The organism is Paenibacillus sp. D51F (assembly GCF_053345695.1).
Genome location: NZ_JBKFAO010000011.1, coordinates 1 through 23,474 on the forward strand (window position 1 = coordinate 1; position 23,474 = coordinate 23,474).

Here is a 23,474-nt window from a genome sequence, read left to right on the forward strand (position 1 = left end):
CCGCCCCGTCCGTTAAGAGGGCGATATCCCCTTCCCCGATAACCGATTCGTTGTTGATCAATTCCAATGTCTCCGTAGTCAAATTAAATGGCCTCCTTTACGTCCTCGGTCAAATGGATTCTTCCGTTTGAAAGCCCGAACGAAATGTACCCATCCAGCACGTCCTCGCCCACGAGCAAATCGTAGGCAACCAGGTCGGGATAATCCCCGGTGAAGTCGTGAACGACGAGCGGCAAAAGCCATCTGTCCCTCACGAGTTGGTCAAAGAGATACGGCGTCCACTCTTCAAGCAACGGCGTCTCGTACGCGTTGTCTATTGCCCAAAAGAGCTTCTCATGGATGTTGCCGTCCCAGGCGAAGATCGCAAAGCCTTCCTCCTGCCTTGCCAGCACACGTTCGCTGGCGACAAGACCGGATACAAAGGTTTCGTTCTCCCGTTGGGACTGGTGCTTGTACTTTCCCTTCGGCCGAACAGACCAAGAGGATTTGTCATACCCCGTCTCGCCGATCCGCGGCGCATGGCGCAGCATAAAGTACACATCATTCGCCTTTTTCGCGTGATGAAATTGGGCAAAAACGGCTTGAACCCGCGAATCAATGTCAATGATGTTCGCGTAGACCAAATCATGCTGCTTGGCTTCCTCATCGAAGCGGGTAACGATCAGCGGGGTGTGAACCTTGACGTAAATGTCCTTATGTTTGAACTCCATATGCTTCATCTGCTTATTGCCTCCTCGGAAACTCGTTTTTTAGCTTCGGATCGTGCGCATGTTACCGAACCGGTCCACCATCTTGAAGGTGATCTTGAAAACCTCCGTCTCGGTGATGACCGTCTCGTTCGGCATTTCCTGCACTACCTTGCCTGTTTCCTTCTTCACGATACCTTTCAGCACATGAAGCAGGGAGCCCGTCCCAACCTTACCGTTCAGCCTTCCGCTCGCCATCCGAAGGACGCGGTGCATTTCCTTGTCGGGCAAAAGCGGCTGCAGCTTGGCGGCAGGTTTCCTCGGAGTCGTCCATTCGATTCCCTTGCGGGTTAAGCCGGAATGAAGCGAAACTTCGCGGACTTGATCCACATCCATCCGACTGGAACGGAAATACTTCGGCGTGATGTTTCCCGGCAACACCTTGTAAAGCGGTTCGTCCAGTAAAGGAAGCCGCTCCAATTCGCTGCCTTCTACCATCAAGTCGAGGATCCGTTGTACGTCGTTCCGGTTAAGGAACTTCTCCTTGCGCTTGCGGCCGATCGCGTACACCTGATGATAGGTATCATCGTGTGACTGATAAACCCGAATGTCATCGAGGTTGGCCACCAGCATTTTCACAATGTCACTGGTCATCCGGCCCCGCGGAATGTTGTAGACGAGAATCCCGTCTATGGACACATACTGCAGGAGATGCCGCAAAAATCGCTTTTCTTTTCGCTCCACTTTGGCGTCGGCGGTCTCGCTGTCCGAATATAGCGATAGGTAAGGGTTTGATATGATCTCCCCCTTTTCCCCCGCTCCAAACCGTGCGTGACAGTTTCCCGTCACACGGCTTTCGGTCGACCAGGTAGGTGTCAATTCACTTTACAGTGGGACACTCATGAGAGGTTCGTCTTACGACTTAGCTCTCTCTTGTTGAGGTTTCAAAAGACTCCGGAGTTTGATGAGTTCACCCTATCAACCTGTCTATTTCCTCCAACAAGACCTGACCGATTGGCGCCCTTCGCCCTGTGGTTGGCTTTCCCAACCTCCGACTACTACGGCGCCTCTGCCAGTCAATCAGCATCATAGAACCGTCATTCTCCGCTGATTGACCTTCCCACGTACCGAATTCGTCTTAACCTTTTGTTGCAGTCTTTAGGTGGACACTATACACCGGAGAACCCAGCCACGGTTTGAACTCAAGTTGTTCCGTGGACTTCTGCATTTCATTTCAGAAATGCGGAGGAGCGGGACCCATACGAAATCCGTTCCTCGTTCTCATTTGTAATGGGCTAGTTGCTTTCCCATTCAACCCTGACGATGCTTGCATGCCTTCGATTACTCTCACCATGGACTGCAGGTGGCCCGCGCTATCGGGATCTTCTTCCTTGCGGAAGCGCACGATCCGTATTCACGACTTCAACCCCTGCTCTCGCACATTTGAATGTGATGGCATTCTCCTGCACGGGGGTAGTTCTTAGCCCTCGTCTTGTCTGGCGGGGTCAACCGCTTTAGCGACATGAGTTCAGACGGCAGAAGCATTTCAGCTTCCGATGTTTGACGAATTAGTTCTTCTGCTTATACCTTCAAGCAGTGTCGGTTTTCGCTGTGTGCCTGACTAGGGCTCACAGTTTGCCGAAACGAGGCGCACCATATGGCGGATTCAGGTACATCATGCGGAACGTATCCCGGCTTATCCTGCATTCCTCATACCCGCCGAACAGAGCATTAGGAATCCGAGAACGGAGCTCCAAATACTTTTCTTCATTGGGCTCGATTCCGAAGCCGACCGCCGCCGAATCCTCCATCAAAACTCGAAGGGCCCTACCGCTGCCCGCGCAGAAATCCGCGACGGAAAACGGCGATGCAGGGAACTGCAGGAGACTGCGGATCGAGAGCATATCTCTATCCGTTGTCTCAAAATTCCCCATCCTCACTTTGTTCCGGAGAATCCGGTCGAACATACCTTTCATTTGCTCTGCTGCCATTTCAAATGACCTCCTTGGGAATAAAAAAAGAGCCGAACGCGTAAGCGTCAGCTCTGATTTCCAACCTATGGACTCAAACGAAAATACGACATACCAATGGTATGATCCGTTTCAGCCCTCCAAACAATCTACTAATTTCCCCGAAGGGACCCACTCTTCGCCTAAAGAGGAGAGGCCGAAGAAAACAGATCCATCCCCCATAATCAAGGTCAGAGACCGGGCAACTAGCACCGGTCTCCTGGAAATCCTTATTACCTGACCTGATTCACCACAACGATGACAGAAGCATCACCATCATACTCGATGTAACCGGGTTGACCGATCCCTGCTGTACGCAAAGAGATGTTTTTAACCTCCCGATCGCCAACCAGAAGTGCATCCCGCAGATATCGCGCATTGAATCTGACGGTTGGAAAACCATCATCAACCTTGGATCCCGGAAAACTCTCGCAAATCTCACCCGTTTGGGACTGCGAATGGATGGTAAACTCGCTCTCTTCGTTCACTTCCAGGGTGACGCGGTTGTTTTCCACGCCATCCAGCGAAAGCATACGATTCAGCGTGTCATCCAGCGCAGCACGCGATACCTGGATCGCCGTCCCTTCCTGGCTTCTTTCGAAGATATGAAGGATGTTCGGATAATTACCGTCGACAAGCCGGCCGAAGTAGATGATGTTTTTGTCCCGCAGCACCAAGTAGCTATCTGTGATGGCAAGATCAACCTTCGACGACTTGAGCGAATCAATAATCCCCTTGAACTGGACGGCCATGATCATCGCGTTTTGGAAACGTTCGGTATCCTCAATAACAATTTCGGAAGTGTACCGGTAGATCCGGTGCCGGTCGGTTGCCATGAACCCCAGCTTTCCGCTTGCATTGTAGAGATAAACCGAAGAGATCGATGGCGTTTTCTCGTCCGATCCGGAGAACTTGGACGCGTGTGCTCCTTTACGAAGCATCTCGATCGGGCACGAGAGGAAGTAGGCGTTTGCGGGCTTCGGCAACTCCGGGTATTGCTCGGAGCTGAGAACCTGCAGGTTAGCTCGTCCGCGTTCACCATAATTGACAGTGACCGTGGAATCTTGCTGTGTGAAAGACAGATTGCCATGAGGCATCCGCTTTACAAGCTCGATGACTTCCCTCGCGTTCATGCAATAGCTTCCATCGACGCCTTTTTCATTGCTGACTTTAAGCATTTGAAGGACCGCTTGCGCTGGAGCATCCATCGCGGTGACGAACAGCGTGTCTTTTTTCAGGTCGAACTTGATACATTGCAGCAACGGGATCGAACTCGATCTCGGAACAACCTTGGCGCAAAGCACCAGAGCGTTCAACAATTCATCCTGTTCCACACTAAAAGCAGCTGTGCCCGTCGCGATCGTACCCATTTGCTTCTCCGTAGTTGCTGCCATTCAAAATTCCTCCTGTTTTTGAGCACGCAAAAAAGGCCATGGGAAGCAGAAAAAAACATACGCGTTCGTATGTTTCATCAATTTCCCATGGCCGAATAGCATGCCGGTTTTTATTGTCCCTGAGGACGCTCCTTCACCTGCAGAAAAAGAGACCGCGGTGAAAATTTTGTGATACTAGTATTGCCTGTATTTTAGCATGATTTGCCAACCATCTTCAATAGCTTCCTATTTAAACAAAAAGAGCCGATGCAAAAGCACCGGCTATCTCTCTTAGGTGCAAAAGATAACTACTTAGATTCCGAATAGTGCAAGTTCTTCTATTGTGAAAGTATCGGATAGATCCGACAATTTGCTGTCCAGCATATTTTGGATATCCTCCTGTGTAAAGCTTCTAGCTTCAAGGTTGGACACCATTTTAGTTTGAACGCATTCGGAAAGCTGGTTAACATATTTCATTCGAATATCTCCTTCCAGGCCCCACTTGTCACGGGAGCCTGTTGCTTATGCTCCCGTGACCGGAGCGGAATTGCCTATTCGATTAAGCTTCTTCGATTTTCACCCAAATGTCAGCGTGCTGCTGTTGGAATTGCTCGACGTCGCTGCTTTTGATCCTCTCGAGCCAAGCCGCCCTAGGAAGATCAACATGCGGCAGGAACGCCTTGCGGCGATTGTACCTTGGCCTCCTCCATCAGCTCGCGCCGAATTGAAGCAACCTCGTCTTTGCTCATGTAGTCATCCATCATGCGAAGGATGGCAGCGTCAAAGAGAAGATCGGATTCGGGCGTCTCTTTGAACGGGTCTGCGGATCCGAACACCCAGCGAGAAATAAGCTCGAGTTTGGACATGCCCGGGAAGATGATTCCGACACCCAGATGGCTTACGCGCATCGTCAGCTGAAGTTTATCCTCGATCGGCTCCACGCAAAGCATGGCTGCCGGCCGAGATGACTTCTCAAACCTGGCAACGGCCATATTGTCCATCAGGTGAGGCTCATATTCGTTGCAGCGCTTACAGACTGCGAGGAACATATTGTTCATCGACATGTCTCTTTGAAGGAAGACATGGTTGCAGCAGTCGCAGGTAACCCGCCTGCTCTCGCAGATGCACTCGCTCTCAACGGAGCCAGTTTCTTCCGAACCGTACACTTCCGGCTTTCCGCAATCAGAACAAACTGTTTTGTACCCGTACATACTTATCCGCTCCCATCGCCCCTCCTTACGAAAGGGGCGCAAAATGTTTAGCCCCTTCGGAAGAAGGAAAGAATAGAAACGATGCTCCTAAATCAAGGCTTCCACGATCGTGTAATCCGGCGAATTACGGTTGTCGATTTCGTAATGGAGCAGCTCCTCGATATATTGTCTCGTGTAGTGCGCGCCGTGCCGAAGAACAGCGCGGAAGGTGATCGATTCAAATGAACACCAGTCCTTCAGTGTCATCCACTCATCGCCGCCGTCGATCTGATTGATAAAGGCGAGGTTTTTGTAGACGAACGCTGTTCCCAGGCACCAGTTACCCTGACGGAATTTTTCCATCAGTTCATCGACCGACTCCACCACATGAAAGCTGTTCCGCGTAAATAGCGGGTCATCGGCGCAGCGAATCCACGGATTCCGGTATCCCTCGAATAGCCACAAATCCATCATATCCCGCTTACCGCAAGCATCGCAGAGAACCTTCCTGTACCTCGGATTGATGTAGCACGATTCTCCAGCCGCAATGTGCTGTCCGCATTCGCATTCATATTCCCGATCGCGGCCTTTTTCTTGCCACGTGAGCTTGCCCGGAAGGTCTGCAAACGGACCGGAGTAGCGCTCGGCAAACCACAACCACACCACGAACCTGTTAGAGGTTGGAAGAAAAATCAAGAAACGCTCCGTAATGCCCTCGTCGTTCTTATCGAACTGGACCTTACTGAACAGTTTCCACAGGTGCTCGAGTTGCCGGTCGTCGAGCAACGTCAATTGCTTGCGCGTCGGCTGCAATTCAATCTCCAAGTTGCTGCCACAAGTCAGGCATCGAGCTTGTTGATACGGTAAATCCGACACGTAGCTTTTGCCACACGAGCAAAAATAAAGCCCAACCTTCATGTGAATGTCTCCTTATCAGCCCCTTTCGCATAGGGGGCTGTTGCTTAAACCCCTATGCCGGGTTACTGATCGCTAGACTTATACTTCCCCTTTCACCCCGAGGAGGCGTGCTTCCTACCCCCGTGGACGGGAATGAAAGAAAAGGAAAACCCGCGCTGCAGGTTTTCCCTTCCTCTACTTAATCGTCATGGAAAAGGAAGATCGTCTGGGTGAATGTCTATCGGACGGCCATGATCCGCAAACGGATCATGGCCGCCTTGACCACCGCCGCGATTGTTACCGCCGCTTCCGCTACGACCAGCACCGCGAGCTCCGCCGTTGCCGCCGTTGCTTCCGCCACGGTTACCGCCTCCACCGTTTCCGCTCGTGCCGTCGTTATCGAGAAAACGAACATTGTCGGCAATTACCTCGGTCACATAGACCCGCTTGCCTTCGTTGTTCTCGTAATGACGAACCTGGATACGACCCTCAACAGCCGTCAAGCGGCCCTTCTTGAGGTAGTTTGCGCAGGTTTCGGCAAGCTGCCGCCACGTAACGATCGGAATGAAATCGGCTTCGCGTTCGCGGCCCTCACCACTACTGATGAACGGACGGTCAACCGCCAACGTAAATTGCGTCACCGCAACTCCTGCTGGCGTATACCGCATTTCAGGATCCTTCGTGAGTCTGCCGATTAAAATCGAGCGATTCATAGTCAATTACCACCCTTTAATTCTTTTTTTATTACCCTCCAACGTCGTGCAAAGGACAAATTCTACCTACTCCAGCAGGGCTGATACCTGCGGAATTAAATTTCGATCCAAAAGGTCATCGATTCCCTTACCTTGGGAGATATCCCACATCGCAAGGCTGATCGCCATATCCGTCTCCTTGGCAAAGAATTTTACACATTGCTCGAGCGCCATTTCGACTTCCGGTGTGTTCACGACATCGGCGTCGTAAGCAAAGACAATGTGCGTGCATCCCAGCTGCTTCAGTGGTTCAAGCAAAAGCGAAAAGGCGCCGGCGCCGGGAATCCCGAAAACCGGTTTTACCAATCCGTCTGCGGCTTTGTCGGCTTTGATCGGCCCTTCGGTTACCCAAACCTCGGAAAAATCCATGATCGTGTCCGCTGTCTGGCCGACTTGCCAATACTTCAAGCACGGATGCGGCAAAGCGAGATGGACCGGAAGCGGGCCGCCAATGGAAGCACCGTTATCCTTCGATCCACTACTCCACCACCAATACCGCTGCCCCTGCTTTAGCTCGATGCTGAAAACAAATTGACCGGATTTGGAGTTACAAACCTTTTTATCTTTTTCCGTGAGGTCAACGGTCAGCGTCCTGTCCTGGATTTGAAGCTGGCACCTTGCCCGCCTCTTTCCATTTGCGTCTCGGTCAAGCTCCTCCAATATTTCTCCCTTAATTGCACCTTTCATCGCCAATTCAAGAGGGGGATCATCCACCCGAATCTGCCAGCCCGTAATTTCATTCGTGATCGAACGGAACGGAACCATAAGTCCCGTTTGGCCCGCCATCGTCCAGTAAGGACCATAGCGTCCCTCGGCACAGAAAAAACCGGGGACGCCCAACAGGTCACTTTGATCGCTCAAGCGGTTGATGACGCTCTTGGCAATCTTATACCTCTCCTGGGTCGGCATGGTCCGATACTCGCGTAACCGGATCACGTTTTCATCGAATTGACGGTCACGCAGCAGATGTGTGAAATGGTTAGAGGAAAGCGGGAGCTCGCTCATCAAGGCACGATAGACGCGGTTGAGATGGTGATCCGGCTTCTTATCGACAGCCTTGTTCACTTCAATCTCCACTTTCGTCTTCGGGATCGCATTGGGGTCAAGATAATGAATGAACTGCCTGCCGATGACCGAATCAAAATAATCATCGGTCGGTACCCTCATACAGTGGACGATGGTTTGCTCGTGGTTAATACAACACCATCCTTTATGTCCGCAAATGGGGCAGGCTGTCATGACCTCATACCATCCTGCGCGCTTTGTTCTACGAAGCTTCATGCCCCAACCTCCTGTCATTACGATGCTTGTGAGTTATTCCGATCCGCCGCTTTCAAGTTTTCCTCAACGTAATGCAGCTGCGCTACATCGAGAGTATTAAACCGACCGTTCCAAGTGATATTGAGCAAGCCCTGAACCTTTGCTTTCAGGTCCGCAGCCGCCCATCCTTTGGTTGCATCCATCAAACGGCCGACCAATACGTTCTTTTCTTTGCGGAGATCCGGTTCCTCCTGTAAATTGCCATGGCGCTGACCACTGTGCGAGTTTCTTCCGTCACTCGAGCGGTTCGACTGCGACTGAGATTGCTGAGAATTTTGGGATCGGTTTCCGGCAGGGGGTGTTTGTCCGCTTCCTTGCGAAGTTTGCCCGCGTCCCTGCGATTCCTGCCCGCTGCTTCCTTGTGTACCTTGGCCGCCTGTTTGACCAATCGGATTCGATTCACTGGAACCTACGGATTCCTTGCCCTCGTTCTTCAGCTTTTCGAGCGCATTTTGCCGGCCAATCGCGATGTAAATGTCCTCAAACGAAGAAAGACCCGAACCGATGTTACCGTAACCACCATGAGACAATGCACGTCCGACGGCACTTGTCGAAGCATTCTCGATCGGATTGGTTGCGTCAACGCCGGAACCGCCAAAACCAATGATAGCGCGTTCCTTCGTCTTGAATGACTGCCCGAGTTTGTTCAAACCCTCGAACACACAAGTCATGACCCAATAATCCTTAATCTGCTCCGGGTACGTGTCGAGTGTGTACGTTGCACCGTGCTCTTTGTGGACGGCAATCATCTGTTCGATCCTACCTTCGACATCAAAATACGGCTTGAACGTCTCGATGAAAAGTTTGCCGTGGAAGGAATGAAATCCTTTTGCCTTCTGTTCCGGCGTGAGCTGGAACTGTTTGTCGAAAAGCTTTTCCTTTTGCGAAAGCAGACGAATGTGCTTGTGGAACTCCGGAGGCACAACTTCATACACCTTCAGAATGGTGTCGTGCGCATGCTTCCGTTTTTCCAAAGCCGTGTTGACCAATTGCTGGCCTTCCTCACCCGCCAAGCAAGGAAATCCACCACGATCGTAATTTTTGCCGCTCATTCTCGCAACCTCCATAAATTTGATTGAATTACCACCAGCGTCTTGCAATAGATGATCATGGATCCATGATCAATCACTCCTCCTCCTTCAAATTGCCAACAAAAAAAGACGCATCCGAGGTTCGAATGCGTCTTTCCTATAAAATGGCAGCAAAAAAAGGACATACGGGTTGCGCTAGTCCTTGAAAGCTTCCATCAAAAATACTTATTGCCGTGTGGCGTTCTCCATCTTCGCTGAAAAAGAGACAGCAGAAGAAAATTTTATTTTGCTCGTATTACCTTGGATTATAGCACTAGGGGAGATATTGGTAAAGTCGATTCAGGGGGAGGATCCGATAGGAAAAACAAACCCCACTGCAGGAGTTATTCTGCAGTGGGGTTTGTTTTGCGTGCTAACGCTATGTAATTGGTCTTATTTTACCATACGACTTATCCGCCTCGCAAGGTATACCGGAACTAAGTTGGAACAGCTCCTGCAGAATTCGCCAATTTTCTTCTTTACCCTAAGAAAAGAATTGATGTATAATTTTATGTGCGTGCTGTCGGGTCGAGTCACACACCCTTTCTATAAGGGTAAACTCAGACCTTTCTTACCTGCACACATGTCCTTGTGTGTTTTTTATTTTTCCGTTCTCCAGACCCTCGGATCTGCGGACTGACAGCATACATAACCAAAAAAATAAAAATGAAAAAAGCCCCTACCAGGTCAACATTCATTGTCCTCCGGCCGCCAAGCGTTGAGACGATGAATGATTCAGGAGTAGAAGCTTTATTTCTCACTCAATATATGCTCATTGTAGCATATCGTTTTTGAAAAATAAAGCATCTTCTCTCTCTTGAGTTTTGCCTTTTGGGTAGGGCTACTAAGGGAGATTTTTTATGTCCGCGAACAAAAATTTGAAGGATGGATCGGCCAAACTGCTCTACTACCGTGAACGGTTGGCCGGCAGCCGAACACCAAAATCTCGGGTAGTCCGAGGAAAGCAGCAAACGTATTTCGAAGAGGAGCTGGAGAGGCTATATTTCGAGGAGGATGTGATCCGGAAGCTTTCGCTGGACAAGTTCAGCCAGAACTTGCCGTATCGCGACGGCGACCTGACCATCATCCATAACTACATCTTCGATTACTGGGGTTACTTCCTCCAGGCAGAGGGACTCGCCCTTTATGGGCACCTGAAGCGTTACTGCTATGGTGACAAGGATTACTGTTGGCCTAACCTCGACCTTATCGCAGCAAAAATGCGAATGACCCGCAACACGGTGAAGAAATATATTGATCTTCTGGAATCGTACAGCTTTATCATCAAGTTCAATGTCCAGAATGCGGATAAGGATAATAATAACGAAAGCCCGCTCTTTAAGGTAAGGAAGAAGGTCCCCCTGCTCTCACAGGAACTAATCGAGCAGCTGCCGAGAGTGCTCCAGAAAGATCATGAGGCATATCTCCAAAAACTAATGGCGACCTCCGAAAACCAAATTGACCTTGACCCCGCTATCGATTACAACGAATTTCGTACCGGCGTCGAGGAACAAGGACGTGTACATCGAAAGCCGAAACAAATGTCGTTGTTCGAAGCGGAGAAACAAACGGGGATCAAGCGGAAAATTCTGCAGGACGAGCAGACTGAGGAAGATGTAGGGCGCTGGACGAGCTTTTTGGAGCATGTGAGCAGCAAACTCGCTAAGAATACGTTTGAAACGTGGTTCAAGGAAACTTTCGCCATTAAGCGTTCCGGTATCCTGACAATCTACGCTCCGAATAGTTTCGTGAAGGACTGGCTGGACTCTCGTTATAAGTCACTGATAATGGAAACCTTGCGAATCGTTGATCATCAAATCGTTGAAATCAAAATTGAAGAAACCATCATCGCAACACTATAGGGAGCCACTACCGGCTCAATGTCATTAAGTAAAGGCGCAGGGGCAAAATCACGAAAAAGAGCAGGTTGTCGAAAGATTAACGGGTTTACTTCAGAGGTGCACAATTAAAATTGACATACAAAATGGCGTGCAAATTGACAATCAATTTGCACGCCATTTTCGTTGGCATAGTGAAAAGGCTCGCCGAAAGGTAATCGACAAGCCTGCGATTTTATAAATAAAATGCTATTTATTTTTTTGACTTTCTTTCGAGAAAACTCCAAACCGTACTAAAAGCTGTACTAACCCCTACGCGAACATAATCATTAGGGATGAAATTTATTATTCCAACTAAAGCTTCCTTAGTTCCTGCACCAATCGGGGTGTTTGTAAAGTCGCTTATGGCACTAACTACTACATCAATACCATCCCTGACTGCAATGAACCTTAGCCAAAAATCTAGTTGTATAAAGGCTATAGAAGTTGGTTCTACGCCCATTTCAATGAGCATTTCAAACAGCTCCTGCTCCTTTTCCAAAAAGATTTCTTCTTTTTCAAGGTCCATTAAATAATTGTTGTACTCGTCAATGTCACTTTGAGATATGCCTACTTTTAAGAGTCTCTCATCATCGCGTAGTTTATTTTGACGTACAAGTTCCTCAGCTTCTTTTAAAGTTGTGCGCATGTAATCACCCCAAGATTATTGATAATACTGATATTTTAAATTTAATTCATTTTACAAAATTTCACTAGGGTGGGGAGGGTAATTATTTGACTTGACGAACCTTTTCGACCCGGCGGGCAATACTGTCCAATGACACAATAATCCCCTCAATCATACGTAGAAGCTTATCTTCTCGCTAATTCATTGAGGTGCATTTGTGTCAATCTACAAATACCCGCCATCACGCGATATCGAACGCCTGTCTCAAACTGAATTACAACTCACACCTCCCGCCTGTCAATTATTGAGTAGCGGCCTATAAAAATATGATCCCCCTAGGTCAAAAATTGACACCCTTCCTATAAATATCTGAAAGGCGCTCATTCTACCCCTATATCAAAAATTGACACCCGAGTTATCCACAGAAATACAGCCTATAAAAAATTGATATAGGGGGTGTCATTTTTTTATAGGCGGTTTACGCCTGTCAGTTTTTTATCCCCCCTCTATCAAATTTTTATATACCCACTGTCAAAAATTGATACCGAATAAGTACAATTCAATAAGCACGAAGTAACTAATAAAAACAATCTTTAAGATTTAAAGAACATCACTATAAAAAGGGGTAAACTACTCCCCTAATCAAAATCATGGGAATAAAACTTATCTAGGAGCGTATTGACGAGAATCTGCTGATTGCCTCGACGCAGCTGCGCAATGAAGTCAACAAAGAGAATCGACATCAATTCCTCCAGGGTCATTTCGAAATCAGAATAGATGGTACTCGCATCGTACAGGAAGACCTCTCCCCTTTGTGCATTCTCCCGAAGGAGCTGAACCTCCAGTATGGCCCACCGTTTCCTTACAACCGAGTGATGGCCGACCTCGCTCCGTTTCTGCCGAGGGAAATACAACTTCCTCCGCTGGATCAGGCTGTCCACGATATCGTCTAACGTAACCGTATCTTTATTCAGCTTCTCTACATTCAAGAATTCGCGCACCTGCTGCAGAAAGTCGTCGTACAGGATGTGAACCAGGTGCTCCACGTTTAGCTCCGCAAAAGCTCCTCTGGTTTTTTTATTTATATCGCCAATAAAGACGTCTGCTCTCGCGAAGTCGATCTCTTCGGCACGAATTTTCAGCGTCACCAGTCGCTTGGATCGTGAAAACAAATCGATCCAGGCCATTTCCTTTCCTGTCAGCCTGCGGAGTTTATCGGATACGCTGTTACCTGCCCGCTCGATACGCAACGGAATCCACCTCGCCCCGATAGATGAAATTCATTATGAGCCGGTACGCTGTCTTGCGCAGAGACATGTTCCACTTCAATGCCAATTCCTCGATCTGTTCGTAATCCGGCAGCAGCGGATCGGCGTGCATATACTGGCCGGTGTCTTCGTACAGCAGCGGCGGGTACCGTTCAGGAAAAATCCGTTGATGCTCCAAAGCTTTCTTCAGTACGTCTGTATTAGATATGGTTTCATATTTCCGGCCCGGCTGTCTGTGCTCGATACGCAATTCCTTCGCAATCCTGCGCAGTTCCTCTCGCTGTACTGGCGTCACGGGAAACTTGATATCCTTTTTCTTATCTGCCCGCTCCCGCCTTACGCGCTCCTTGGGCTTCTGAGCCCTCTGGACGGGCACAGGAGCCTTTGTCTCCTCAACTGGTGTTTCCGCAGCCTGCGGCCTCGCTGAATCGTCAGCAGGACGAAATATGGCGTTTAGGCTTCCATTCATTACCGTCTCCCCCTCCGGATCATCCCTAGCGGTCATAATTCCACAATTCCATTTAGGACAAGTATATGAAGCTATTGAGGGAATAGAACAGGCCGTCAGTGAGGTATAATTGGCGGCAGTCCGGACGAGAATGGCTAGTAATCAATGAATACAGGAGGACTCAATGATGGCCTCGAAGGATATCACGAAAGAACAGGCATTGAAGCTCGCAGCTGTGATGATGAAAAGCAGCGCCAAAATGGGCGGGCCGAAGCTCGTGAAAAAATAAAAAAGAAGCGGCTGCCGTGGCAAGCCGCTTCCAGTCATTTTTGCTTGTGTAACCAACCGCAGCTCTGATGATATTGATTGAGCAGCGCGTCGAGCTCACGTGATTTCTCTAAGACCAAAATCGAAGACAATCCATACCGATCGCTCGCTTGGTGCATTTCCCACCGTATGCGTTCAATCGCTTGTTCGATTTGAGCATTCCTTTTCACGCAACAACCTCCACTGCATTTATCTGCAGAATCTAGCCTCTTTTCCATCTCTCCTCGTTCTGGAGAGTGCCGGAATTGAGCAGGACCGACCACCACTCGCGAAAAGCATTGTTGATGGTAACCCTCTCATCTCCTTGCGGATAAGGGCCGCCAAAGCGGGTACCACAGACAAGGTATGTGTTGGTCATCCCGCGGTCAGAAAGCTCATCTTCGATCCAGGCTTCAAACGCCCGGGCAAAGAGCTCGTGGTCCCTTTTCCAATAGTCGCCACGCGCCTTCGCGTCGAGGAAAAATGAGCTGAAATCTGTCGGTACAAAAAATTCTGTTGGTACATTCTTGCCCGCTTCTTTCGCAAGATGGCAGTAGAAGAAACCGATTTCCTGCAACTGTTTGGGCTTAATGCGATAGACGCCCTTGAGGGACGCCAACCCCTTGGATACGTCATAGTCATAACGTTCGAGATGACCGACAACGCTCCTGACCCAATTACGGCTGACAGAAGGCAATTCTTCGGGAACTTCAACCCGCAAGAAGCCGTTACCCTTCTTGATACTTGCCATAAGCCGCTTAAACGCTGCTCCGACTTCATATGGCAAGCTAGTGCCCGGCGTGCTGCCGGAGAGCGCCGCAGGTTTACCATTTGCGAAATCATGTGAGAAAGAATTGAGATTGAAGTCGAGCGCATGTGCCCATTCATGACACAATGCACCGCCGCCATTCATCTTGGTCAAATTGATGACATTCCTGGGCATCGGTTCGTAGTGAGCGGAAGCTCGTCCGGTACCTCGGGCGCCGAAAGCCAGCCCGAGCGCTCCGTAAAAACTGATAGCCGCACGGGGCAGATTCAGGATCATCGCCAAGTCAGCGTGTGCATTGCCGCTGCAGAGAACATGATAACGGCCAGCCGCGTCCTCAACCCAATTTCCAAATTGAATACCGCGGTACCCGTAGTGCTCGATCAGGTCTTCCGGTTTCTCAACGCCTGACGGTTCCTGAGAGAGTCGAACGACTTCCTCCGGCACCCGGCGCTCCCACCGGAGAGCATTGACTTTCTTGATGGCGCCTCGCGCTTTGCCTTCGGTCCAATTCCAATCCTTACCCTCTTCGGAGATGAAAGCTTTCGCAAAGATTTTGTGGTAGCCCGGATCTTTGCGCTTTCCGAAGCTCGAGAAGATCGACGTGAACCGCTCGCCAAGAGAGAACCAGAAAGCATGATCAACGAGTGAAGGATTTTCCTTCAACTTCCTCTCAAATTGTGACGAATAAGCGTTCCTTACGCCCTCTTTGAGAATTTTAAATGCCTGCATGAAAAGGTCTTCGGTGTACGCTTCTGCGAAGACGAGCTTCAACTCGGCGATGCCTTTGATGTAATACTCGCGCTGCTTGGCGTCATCTGCCGGCCGCTTGCTTACGCGGTCCCAAAAGAGCTTAATGGCAAAAGCGGCTTCAGAAGCGAAGCCCTGTTCCCGCAGCGCGTCCGGTCGGAAGTCATCCATGAGGGAATCCTTGCTGATGGCTTCATACGCCTGTGTCGGATCCTGCTCGAGTGCTTCGTACCATTCCGGAGTGAACTTGGTCAGCGCGGCCAAATGCTTTCGCGCTCCCCATAGTTCGCTTCCGACGTCATAGGCATAATTCTTACGCCCCGCACCGGCTGTGTCTGCCTCCGATTTCTCGTTCATCACGGAAACCACTTCGGAAACACCTGGCCAAGTATCGGCGAAATAATCAAAAAGGGAAAAATCGATTAGTGCATGGGCCATCTGCTAATTACCTCCATAGAACCCCGCTTCCAGGCGGGGGATTGTTTAGATCCGTCCCGCCTGGCCGGGATAACTATGGTTCAATTTGAGAATACTGGCTAATTACAATACAGAGGCGATAAGCTCCCGCTCCTGTTCTGCCGCCTGAATACGTGCGATGGCCGCCGCATCCTCCGCCGTAAACTGATCCACGCCGGTCCCGTATGGATCAAAAACCGGATGACACAGCAAGCCGCGGAAACCGCCGCTAACCCCGAGAAGTGCATATATGGCTTCGCGGAAGCGTTCGGTAACAGGGAATCCTTCTACCTCTTCACGGTGAAGGACCATCTGGTAGGCGGTCAGAATCTCGCTCTCGCGCCATTCGATGCCTAGCTCGTGCATGGCCTCCAAAATGTGAGTACGACAATCAATCGACAAATCACCTATGCCGCGCCCTATTTTCGACTGACCGATACGTTGGAAACCCACCATCCCGCCGTAGCGGATATCCTGTGCGATAGCCTTCAGGATTCCTCGGAACCGGTAGTATTTCTCATACTCCGGGTACGTGCTGAGCAGGTTGCCCATGCTTCGGTCATTCGAAATCGTGCAAGCATAACAGCCGGTTCTAGCTGACTTGCCACATTGCATCATCGCTTCGTTGTCATTAACCACGGCGGCCCCAAGGGGGCATTCGCTCCCTGCCGCGCTGCCGTAGAATTGCAGAAGCTCAGTGTTACGCGCTCCGTACTTACTCCACGGCGCCCGGTTAAAAGCAAGGTAGGTTACGACCTCCTGGCTCGTCCAGTCGCGGATGGGACTACAGGTCCGGATATTGCCAACGGGATGATGTCCGTAAAACTCGTCTCCGAAAAATTTCTCCAAACTTCTTCTCCGGTTTCCACTCTCATTGTCTCGGCTGCCCATGACAAGGCAGGTCTCCTCGGCACCTTCGGCAAGGAACACGGCTTCAAGAAAATCGCGTGCCGGCTCGATTTTGAGACGGCGTACGCAGTACTTGAAGGTGGCGCTTGGCGATTGGTAAGATTTTCCAATTATGCAGACCATAAGGGTTTGATCTTCCCTCGGTTCGACAATGTGATACTCGACCCACGGCAGGGCTTTCGCAAGCGCGTCCCGCAGCGCGAGGATGCTCGATTTAACCCCCGGATTTTCAACCAAAGTATCACTGGTGATAATCATGATCTTCTTCGTGGGATCCGGATTGGCGATAGCATGCTCAATCATCAGCTGCGCAACCGTCCTTGAGTCCTTGCCTCCTGACATTAGCAGGCCGATCCGAGTGTGATCGTCGTAGATTTTTTTGATCCTTGCCCGTGTTGTTTCAAGCAATTCCTCATCGACTTCATCCAAAATATCAAGCGTTTCCCCTTCGATCACCCGCACGCGGTCACGCTTGCCCGTATCCACTTCATCAACGTAAAAGTCGAGGAAAGGCTGGCAGCGGTCAACCGGATACGGCATCGGCTCATCCTGGGCGCCGTATGGCGGTATCTGCTTCTGCAGATAGACCTCCAATAGCAGCGTGCAGGTCGGGTGGAAGCAGTACATTTGGAATTTGTGCTTCGGGCTCTGATAATGCCAATTGGCTCCATCATCGATCATTGCATCGATCATCGCTTGGACAGGGATCATCAGCCGGAAGCCGACCCGCTCCAGGAATGAAAAGAGCGCGGCCGCTTGGGTCTCGCGCTCGAAAATCATATCCCATTTCAGGTTGCTGTCCTGCGGGATGCAGTCCTCTTGAGGCTGATCCTTCAAAAAGGTATGCAGCACGAAAAAGGTTTCGTGGAAGAAAACGGCCGACCAATCACGGATCACTCCGTGGAACAAAAAGCCGGTCCGCTCCAGAAAGTCCCACACCTCGGTCAGGATGAAATTATAATCCCGAAGCCGACCAGCGACGGCAACCTTGTTCTTGCTGTCTACGAACTGATACCGGTCCATTCAAATGTCCCCCTCGAAGCTGAAAGTGTCGTTCGCGAATAATTCACCTTCGTAGTAACCGACAAGCATACCGTCCTGCAGCACGACGGTCACGCACTCACCAAAAGCGATTTTGTGGAGCTCGTCCGGTGTATGAAGGAGATATTCGGCGTAATGACTGCTCGGATCCGTGAAGCACCGGATGAAGCGGCCACCGGATGAAGAAACCAAAAATTCAACCAGCTCCCCACCCAACAACACAACGCGTCCATCTTGATTCATCCCAATTCCCTCCTATTTTTGGGTACAAAAAAACAGGCAGACGCAAAAAAAACATACGTGTCCCGTATGTTCTAAATGGTCTCCTGTTAATTTGAACCCTGTTCTTATAAGCTAATAATAGCTGGCTCCATCTTCGCCGAAAAAAGGACGGCGGAAGAAAATTTTGTGTTGATTAGTATTATCAAAATTTTACCATGGATTGCGAGGCGGTGACAACCACCAAGGCAGAAAAGCCCGGTCCCATGTGGGACCGGGCTCTCCTAAAACGGATTTTGAGACCTCTCCCATTTCTCATAAATCGTTCTGAGATAAGGATTGCCGGAAATATCATCGTACAGCAGCGGAGGTTTGTGAAGGCTTTTACGTTTCTTCTGAACCGTGTACATAGCATTCAGAAGCATTTCATCACGCTCGGCCGCGATATGAGCAAGGCGTTCAGCGGTCGGTTCGGTTTGGGTCGCTCGATTAAGCATCGTCTTGAAATTCAGGACGATACTCTCCAACGTTTCAAGGTCTGCCATCTTCCCCTCTTCAAACCCCCGTTCTACATTACCGAGTTCGAGTCCAAAAAGCGGATCATCCAGCGGGGTATCGTAAAGCGAATTGGCATAGTTCTCCTCGATCGCTTTAACGATGTACCCTGCCATGTTACGAATCGATTGGCCTATCTTCATCGCCTGGGCATGACGGACGTTCTCTTCAATATAAAATGGATGATAGGTCTTCGCGAGTTGAACCGCCTTTTTCTGATGAATCCCATTCTCGGCAAGCAGCTGCAGTAGCCGCTCCGCATCATAATTCGCGATCTCCTGTTCGCTGTTCAAGTTGTTTTTGTTCTTGCTTATCCGGAAGATGAACGAATCCACCGTTCTTCCGACCCGTTTATGTATCTCATAGGTAAAGCTGATATCCGTCTTCTCCTCAAGCTCCCGCTGTGCATTTTCGATTAATTCCCGGATATGCTTGAGCATTTTGTATTTATCATCCGGTATGTTGAGAAGATGACGGAGCTCGCTGATTTTCAGGATCCGCTCTTTACGGAACTCCCGCTCCTTCAAAATCTCATACAACCGCCATGAGTATTCCGACTTCAGTTTGATGACATTCTTCAAGCGGAATTTGGTGTAGGCTCTTTTAAGATTCCGGAATAACGGAGCCAAGTCCTCAGACAGCTTAATGGTCACCCTGCCCTCGCCGTCCTTGTACGTTGCACTCTGGACCCAGGTGATCTTTTGACGGGTATTTTTATCATGGGAGAGTATAAGTTGTTTGGATTGAAGGGAGTCAATCGCCTTTTCAACTCGCGAATAAAAGGACTTGCCTTCCACTCCGATCAGGTTTGCCAAGTCTTTGATAGAGACCGTATAGGTCTTAAATTCCTCATCATCTGGCTGAACCAGGGATACAAGAGAAAAGATCAATCGGCGTTCAGTGAGATCAAGGTCCTGCTGCGCGTTGATGATCTCCCGTGACTGATTCACCCAATAGTAATCCTTGATGGTTGCCTCTACGGCTTCCGGCATACTTAAAACCAATTGGCCGTTATCCTCTACATCCAGTTCATCTTGTTCCTGTGATTGCTCGCTCATATCCGTTCCCTCCCTACAAATCTACTATAATCGATTTTTTGTGAGGGAGAAATGGAAGGATTAGGTCCATAATTCGCCGCAATTTATATGTCCGGAAAAACGGAACGTAATTGTGCTTGCTTTCGGATAAAGAAGCCCGATAGGAAGCGGCTGGAAATGTCTGTGCTCTCAAGATGAATCTTATATGTCCGGAAAAACGGAACGAAAATAATTTTTCGGCCATTTATCACCACCTCGGGAGCAGCTAACCAACGTAATGTCCGGAAAAAGGGACCCCCGTAACTATGGTGCATCCAAATGTCCTGAAAAACGGGGGGGTTCTACTTCCTATTCGGATGAAATATGGTAAGGAATAGAGGATCGAGCCGAGAATACCCCCGTTTTCCCGGACATATCGCTTTGAACTTGCAGCTGGAGTCCCGTTTTCCCGGACTTTTCAATCTCCTGGTTCCGTTTTTCCGGACATTGGAGATATATAGACCCCTTCATGCTCCCCGTTTTACCGGACATTAACGAATCCGTTCCGTTTTACCGGACATATGAAAGCTTCTGAATATAGTCCCGCTCCAGTATTTAGGAACAGTAGTCCGTTTGACCGGACATGATATTCCGTATTCCCGGACACCGTTCCGTTTCTCCGGACATTACGCTCCGTTTCTCCGGACATTACACCTCTATTAACAGGACATCACATTCCGTTAGCTCGGACATACCGTCCCCTTTATACGGACATTTGGTTCCGTACAACCGGACATAGAGGGCTCTAAAGCCTTCTGTGGTAAGGCATCCAAGATACTTTAACAAGTTAAACAGTATTAAAACAATAATATATATGTAATAAAGAAAAGAAACATAGAGTGATAGAATAGGAGAATTGTGGATAACTAAAAAACGACTCCGAGGAAATCCCCCGGAGCCGTCTGTTCAATTACCCTTCCTTTTCTATCCGCTTCACTTTAACCAACGACTTGATGTACGCTACCATTTCATCATATGAATCCGTTACGAAATAGTTAGGATCATTAATCCAAGTGTCTTCCGAATCGAATTCTGCAACCACATAGCAGCCATCGCCGTCCCAGTTATAAGTAACAAGATGGTAACCGCCGTTTATGAGGTTGATACCGCATGCACTGTTCATACCGCCCGTTTGGTGCATTTCAGCATCCATACCCGCTTCACGCAGCACGACTACAAGGTTATGCTCAGCAGCAATGCTGTCATCGAGCTGGATCAGCCGACTGCACTTGTTGCATGAAGTGATCCGATTCCACTCTTTTACCGGAACCGGGGTGTTTTTTTCCGCCATCTCAGCCTCATCGAGCACCAAGCTTTCGCCAAAGCCTCGATAAAACGTATTGCCGTGACAATCGAAGCATAACACCTCTGCACGAGGTGTCCATAACCCCATCGCTGCCAGTTCAGGTAAAGCTGTATTCTGTTGTTCCTCCATGTACCGTTCGCTCCTTAGAGACTTCCCGTACACGCCGCGGGGGAAGTCAAAGATTATCCTCCCCGCGACGGGAGCGAAACTATTTATTACCTTACGAGATCAAGAATCCGATCTGACCTGACTGGTCAAGTGAAAACGCAAACGGTTCATTCTCCTTCTTCTTTTTAATCGCATTTTCTTTGGCAAAACGCCGAAAGAAGACGGTCGCGAGCTCATTACTGAAGGATTTTATCACGCGCCCACAGCACGACTGACCAATTTGCTCGTAAATCCGGGTAATCGGGGTGTGTGCCGGCCAAGAGAACCAATCCGGAATCGAAAAGATCCGTCGCAGCTCGCTGACGGTCAAAAACCGCCATTGCGTTTTGTCCTCATTCAAGACATAGCTGTTGCTCGCCGAATAACTTCTGTACCGCCTTGCAATACATTGAATGACCGACGCATTCTCATCGACGAAGGTTTTGTCCAAATTGCGGTCGGCCCACGCGTTATCCTTCTCGGCCTTCTTGCTGAAGCTGTCCATCCACTTATCCAGGCTCTTCCAATCATGAACTGTAGAGCGCGGGTCAAGAAACTCCTTTAGTTTGCGATGGCGGACGGTCGGCGGTTTCGGGACACGGAAAAGATCAAAATCTTCCTTCTCCTGAAAATACACCGCATAAGACCGGTTCCGCAGGGCAATGCTGCCGAAGTCGTGACTTTCCAGCTGGATCGGCCCCACTACATACGGGTAGTCATTACTGAGCAGTTCCCGCAGGTCATTGTAGGTCCTGGATTGGAAGAAGCTCGGGACATTCTCGAAGAAAATGGCCCGGCATTCAGCAGCTTTCAGAATTTTGTAAGTCCCGAGAACAAGGTTATCAAAATACGATTCCCCGCCGTCTCCGAGGCTACTAAATTCTGTGCAACTAAGCGAGACGAACGCAACGTCAGCCTTCGCTACCGTATTACAGTCCCGCAAATCCCCGTTAAAGAGAAAGCTGTTCGGGAAATTGTGCTTCAAGACCTCGGCGCTGTCCTCCTCGATCTCGACCTCCATCGTTTGGGTGAAATACTGTGTATCACAGAACATGCTAGACCCTATTCCACTTCCAGCACAGATAGAGAGAAGACGCAGGCGCTCATCAGCAGGACTTTCAACCGTAACCGTCTCAAACATCTTGAACCGGAGCGGGCGAACAACCACTTTCCCCTCTCCGTCATTGCGGTAAACGGAAATCTCGATTTTCTCCTGGATGCAGAGAATGGTCGAATACCGATCGCCGCAAGTATCGACGAGCGGCCGCGGCTGCCCGCTGACACGGTTCATACGGGACGACACGCTGACCTCATGCACATTGTCAGAGTCGTCCGAATACGGTTTGTTCTGGATGGTGATTGTCTTGTCATCCTCATTGACGAGCACATACAGGTCTCCCCCCGGCTTGAAGCCTGCTGCTTCGCAGACAAGGCTTTGAAGCCAGAGGCGCGGTTTTTCATGCTTGCTGGAGACCGTGTAGACCTTCTGGAGAAGCAATTTGGCTTTATTCATGTTCGGATATCCCATAGCAGGATCGGGGGAAATCCCCCGAATGCTGCCGAGGGACTTCCTCCTTCCGTGTTATGAGTTTGAATTACCTGTCGGTTTACTCTGCAATCACCCATTTAAGCTGGTCAGGGTGCCTCTCTCGAGCAAAGACGCTAAACGCCTGACTGAACCGTCCTTCACGCTCAACGATACGCTTTAGCGCAAGATCCATTTCCCCTTCGATGCACCCAGGACTGACGGGTGGCGTGACGACGGCTGCTTTCACAATCGCCGCATCCCACCGCGCCACAGGGTCGGTTACCCGCTCCCCTTGCGATAGCGCAACGGACGGGATATCAAAACCATGCTCGAAAAGAACCATGTTTTCCGCGAATTCCTGCGCGGTCATATCGGCCGCCTGCAGTTGTTCGTCGGATACGCGGATCCTGATTTGTACCTCAATCTCCTGTGCCAATGAAACCCGCCCCTTTCGACCGACTGAATACTTCGGCAAATTCTCGCTCAATGGTCTCGACTTCTGCCCGAGTCATGCCATGGCAAAGGATAGCGATTTCGAGTACCTGCTCTTTCATGCGCCGGTAAACATCGTCACCCGGATGCAATAGATGATCCTCGATCGACTGGACCACAACAAGCGAAAAATCATGAGTGCCAAGGATAATCGGGTCAAACCCTTGGGGGAACGCATAGTACCTGCGCCCAGGCTGAACGAGCTCGTTATACTCGCTGACGATCCGATCCGCAGTATGTGCGGGGCGGGAACGCCATAACCAAAAGCCGCCATTTTCGAGCCGGCACCAAATTGTCTTGTATTCCAATTGCTCCTGATTGTTGACGCGTGGGGCGCCACCAACTTCGTTCAAGAGAATGCTCATCCCAATCGCTCCTATGCTCCCGCTGCACCGGGAGCCGTAA

At 49.8% G+C, this 23,474-nt stretch carries 22 protein-coding genes; 1 reads left to right on the forward strand and 21 read right to left on the reverse strand.

Annotated elements, in window-relative coordinates:
- Positions 1-83: 83 nt before the first annotated feature.
- The 9 genes from ACLBWT_RS18105 to ACLBWT_RS18145 all read right to left on the reverse strand — a co-directional run bounded on the left by ACLBWT_RS18105 (position 84) and on the right by ACLBWT_RS18145 (position 9,279).
- Positions 84-719, reverse strand: a complete 636-nt coding sequence (locus ACLBWT_RS18105) for a hypothetical protein (RefSeq protein ID WP_447664526.1) — start codon at positions 717-719, stop codon at positions 84-86.
- Between the two features lie 30 nt (positions 720-749).
- Positions 750-1,535, reverse strand: coding sequence for a DUF6094 domain-containing protein (locus ACLBWT_RS18110; RefSeq protein WP_447664527.1), 786 nt, complete (start codon positions 1,533-1,535; stop codon positions 750-752).
- 779 nt (positions 1,536-2,314) lie between these two features.
- Positions 2,315-2,677: a DUF6094 domain-containing protein gene (locus tag ACLBWT_RS18115; protein WP_447664528.1), complete on the reverse strand. Its 363-nt coding sequence runs from the start codon at positions 2,675-2,677 to the stop codon at positions 2,315-2,317.
- A 251-nt stretch (positions 2,678-2,928) separates the two neighbouring features.
- Positions 2,929-4,089 (reverse strand): DNA polymerase III subunit beta, encoded by a 1,161-nt coding sequence (locus ACLBWT_RS18120; protein WP_447664529.1) that lies wholly within the window; start codon positions 4,087-4,089, stop codon positions 2,929-2,931.
- A gap of 638 nt (positions 4,090-4,727) precedes the next feature.
- The gene (locus ACLBWT_RS18125; protein ID WP_447664530.1) at positions 4,728-5,279 is read right to left on the reverse strand and encodes a hypothetical protein; all 552 of its coding nucleotides are present in this window, start codon (positions 5,277-5,279) and stop codon (positions 4,728-4,730) included.
- An 87-nt stretch (positions 5,280-5,366) separates the two neighbouring features.
- Positions 5,367-6,176: a hypothetical protein gene (locus tag ACLBWT_RS18130; protein WP_447664531.1), complete on the reverse strand. Its 810-nt coding sequence runs from the start codon at positions 6,174-6,176 to the stop codon at positions 5,367-5,369.
- 185 nt (positions 6,177-6,361) lie between these two features.
- Entirely contained in the window at positions 6,362-6,868 is a 507-nt protein-coding gene (locus tag ACLBWT_RS18135) for a single-stranded DNA-binding protein (RefSeq protein ID WP_447664532.1), read from the reverse strand.
- 66 nt (positions 6,869-6,934) lie between these two features.
- Complete coding sequence (locus ACLBWT_RS18140; RefSeq protein ID WP_447664533.1) at positions 6,935-8,188, reverse strand: toprim domain-containing protein; 1,254 nt, start codon at positions 8,186-8,188, stop codon at positions 6,935-6,937.
- A 17-nt stretch (positions 8,189-8,205) separates the two neighbouring features.
- Positions 8,206-9,279 (reverse strand): hypothetical protein, encoded by a 1,074-nt coding sequence (locus ACLBWT_RS18145; RefSeq protein ID WP_447664534.1) that lies wholly within the window; start codon positions 9,277-9,279, stop codon positions 8,206-8,208.
- Between the two features lie 878 nt (positions 9,280-10,157).
- Between ACLBWT_RS18145 and ACLBWT_RS18150 the strand changes: the two genes are divergently transcribed.
- Entirely contained in the window at positions 10,158-11,159 is a 1,002-nt protein-coding gene (locus ACLBWT_RS18150; protein WP_447664535.1) for a DnaA N-terminal domain-containing protein, read from the forward strand.
- Positions 11,160-11,388: 229 nt separating this feature from the next.
- Here the strand turns inward: ACLBWT_RS18150 and ACLBWT_RS18155 are convergent, their stop codons facing one another.
- From ACLBWT_RS18155 to ACLBWT_RS18210, 12 genes are all read right to left on the reverse strand, one after another.
- On the reverse strand, positions 11,389-11,823 hold the full coding sequence (locus ACLBWT_RS18155) for a hypothetical protein (RefSeq protein ID WP_447664536.1): 435 nt from the start codon (positions 11,821-11,823) through the stop codon (positions 11,389-11,391).
- 617 nt (positions 11,824-12,440) lie between these two features.
- Positions 12,441-13,052: a hypothetical protein gene (locus ACLBWT_RS18160; protein WP_447664537.1), complete on the reverse strand. Its 612-nt coding sequence runs from the start codon at positions 13,050-13,052 to the stop codon at positions 12,441-12,443.
- Positions 13,030-13,539 (reverse strand): hypothetical protein, encoded by a 510-nt coding sequence (locus tag ACLBWT_RS18165; RefSeq protein WP_447664538.1) that lies wholly within the window; start codon positions 13,537-13,539, stop codon positions 13,030-13,032. The genes ACLBWT_RS18160 and ACLBWT_RS18165 overlap by 23 nt, the downstream gene beginning before the upstream one ends.
- 302 nt (positions 13,540-13,841) lie before the next feature.
- Positions 13,842-14,063 carry a Spo0E family sporulation regulatory protein-aspartic acid phosphatase gene (locus tag ACLBWT_RS18170; protein WP_447664539.1) on the reverse strand — a complete coding sequence of 74 codons (222 nt, stop codon included), beginning with the start codon at positions 14,061-14,063 and terminating at the stop codon, positions 13,842-13,844.
- Complete coding sequence (locus ACLBWT_RS18175; RefSeq protein ID WP_447664540.1) at positions 14,048-15,778, reverse strand: LPD1 domain-containing protein; 1,731 nt, start codon at positions 15,776-15,778, stop codon at positions 14,048-14,050. The genes ACLBWT_RS18170 and ACLBWT_RS18175 overlap by 16 nt, the downstream gene beginning before the upstream one ends.
- Before the next feature lie 102 nt (positions 15,779-15,880).
- Positions 15,881-17,728 (reverse strand): phosphoadenosine phosphosulfate reductase domain-containing protein, encoded by a 1,848-nt coding sequence (locus ACLBWT_RS18180; RefSeq protein WP_447664541.1) that lies wholly within the window; start codon positions 17,726-17,728, stop codon positions 15,881-15,883.
- Positions 17,729-17,989, reverse strand: a complete 261-nt coding sequence (locus ACLBWT_RS18185) for a hypothetical protein (protein ID WP_447664542.1) — start codon at positions 17,987-17,989, stop codon at positions 17,729-17,731.
- Positions 17,990-18,249: 260 nt separating this feature from the next.
- A complete protein-coding gene (locus ACLBWT_RS18190; protein ID WP_447664543.1) occupies positions 18,250-19,578 on the reverse strand; it encodes a replication initiation protein in 1,329 nt (442 codons plus the stop codon).
- A 928-nt stretch (positions 19,579-20,506) separates the two neighbouring features.
- Entirely contained in the window at positions 20,507-21,031 is a 525-nt protein-coding gene (locus tag ACLBWT_RS18195) for a hypothetical protein (protein ID WP_447664544.1), read from the reverse strand.
- Positions 21,032-21,122: 91 nt separating this feature from the next.
- Positions 21,123-22,562, reverse strand: a complete 1,440-nt coding sequence (locus tag ACLBWT_RS18200; RefSeq protein WP_447664545.1) for a DNA cytosine methyltransferase — start codon at positions 22,560-22,562, stop codon at positions 21,123-21,125.
- A gap of 94 nt (positions 22,563-22,656) precedes the next feature.
- The gene (locus tag ACLBWT_RS18205; RefSeq protein WP_447664546.1) at positions 22,657-23,013 is read right to left on the reverse strand and encodes a hypothetical protein; all 357 of its coding nucleotides are present in this window, start codon (positions 23,011-23,013) and stop codon (positions 22,657-22,659) included.
- On the reverse strand, positions 22,997-23,434 hold the full coding sequence (locus ACLBWT_RS18210) for a hypothetical protein (protein ID WP_447664547.1): 438 nt from the start codon (positions 23,432-23,434) through the stop codon (positions 22,997-22,999). The genes ACLBWT_RS18205 and ACLBWT_RS18210 overlap by 17 nt, the downstream gene beginning before the upstream one ends.
- Positions 23,435-23,474 lie beyond the last annotated feature (40 nt).

Excerpts from the sequence above, each read along its gene's own strand:
- ACLBWT_RS18105 (WP_447664526.1), bottom strand. The coding sequence starts at position 719 with ATGAAGCATATGGAGTTCAAACATAAGGACATTTACGTCAAGGTTCAC.
- ACLBWT_RS18115 (WP_447664528.1), bottom strand. The coding sequence starts at position 2,677 with ATGGCAGCAGAGCAAATGAAAGGTATGTTCGACCGGATTCTCCGGAAC.
- ACLBWT_RS18120 (WP_447664529.1), bottom strand. The coding sequence starts at position 4,089 with ATGGCAGCAACTACGGAGAAGCAAATGGGTACGATCGCGACGGGCACA.
- ACLBWT_RS18125 (WP_447664530.1), bottom strand. The coding sequence starts at position 5,279 with ATGTACGGGTACAAAACAGTTTGTTCTGATTGCGGAAAGCCGGAAGTG.
- ACLBWT_RS18130 (WP_447664531.1), bottom strand. The coding sequence starts at position 6,176 with ATGAAGGTTGGGCTTTATTTTTGCTCGTGTGGCAAAAGCTACGTGTCG.
- ACLBWT_RS18135 (WP_447664532.1), bottom strand. The coding sequence starts at position 6,868 with ATGAATCGCTCGATTTTAATCGGCAGACTCACGAAGGATCCTGAAATG.
- ACLBWT_RS18140 (WP_447664533.1), bottom strand. The coding sequence starts at position 8,188 with ATGAAGCTTCGTAGAACAAAGCGCGCAGGATGGTATGAGGTCATGACA.
- ACLBWT_RS18145 (WP_447664534.1), bottom strand. The coding sequence starts at position 9,279 with ATGAGCGGCAAAAATTACGATCGTGGTGGATTTCCTTGCTTGGCGGGT.
- ACLBWT_RS18150 (WP_447664535.1), top strand. The coding sequence starts at position 10,158 with ATGTCCGCGAACAAAAATTTGAAGGATGGATCGGCCAAACTGCTCTAC.
- ACLBWT_RS18155 (WP_447664536.1), bottom strand. The coding sequence starts at position 11,823 with ATGCGCACAACTTTAAAAGAAGCTGAGGAACTTGTACGTCAAAATAAA.
- ACLBWT_RS18165 (WP_447664538.1), bottom strand. The coding sequence starts at position 13,539 with ATGAATGGAAGCCTAAACGCCATATTTCGTCCTGCTGACGATTCAGCG.
- ACLBWT_RS18170 (WP_447664539.1), bottom strand. The coding sequence starts at position 14,063 with ATGGAAAAGAGGCTAGATTCTGCAGATAAATGCAGTGGAGGTTGTTGC.
- ACLBWT_RS18175 (WP_447664540.1), bottom strand. The coding sequence starts at position 15,778 with ATGGCCCATGCACTAATCGATTTTTCCCTTTTTGATTATTTCGCCGAT.
- ACLBWT_RS18180 (WP_447664541.1), bottom strand. The coding sequence starts at position 17,728 with ATGGACCGGTATCAGTTCGTAGACAGCAAGAACAAGGTTGCCGTCGCT.
- ACLBWT_RS18185 (WP_447664542.1), bottom strand. The coding sequence starts at position 17,989 with ATGAATCAAGATGGACGCGTTGTGTTGTTGGGTGGGGAGCTGGTTGAA.
- ACLBWT_RS18190 (WP_447664543.1), bottom strand. The coding sequence starts at position 19,578 with ATGAGCGAGCAATCACAGGAACAAGATGAACTGGATGTAGAGGATAAC.
- ACLBWT_RS18195 (WP_447664544.1), bottom strand. The coding sequence starts at position 21,031 with ATGGAGGAACAACAGAATACAGCTTTACCTGAACTGGCAGCGATGGGG.
- ACLBWT_RS18200 (WP_447664545.1), bottom strand. The coding sequence starts at position 22,562 with ATGAATAAAGCCAAATTGCTTCTCCAGAAGGTCTACACGGTCTCCAGC.
- ACLBWT_RS18210 (WP_447664547.1), bottom strand. The coding sequence starts at position 23,434 with ATGAGCATTCTCTTGAACGAAGTTGGTGGCGCCCCACGCGTCAACAAT.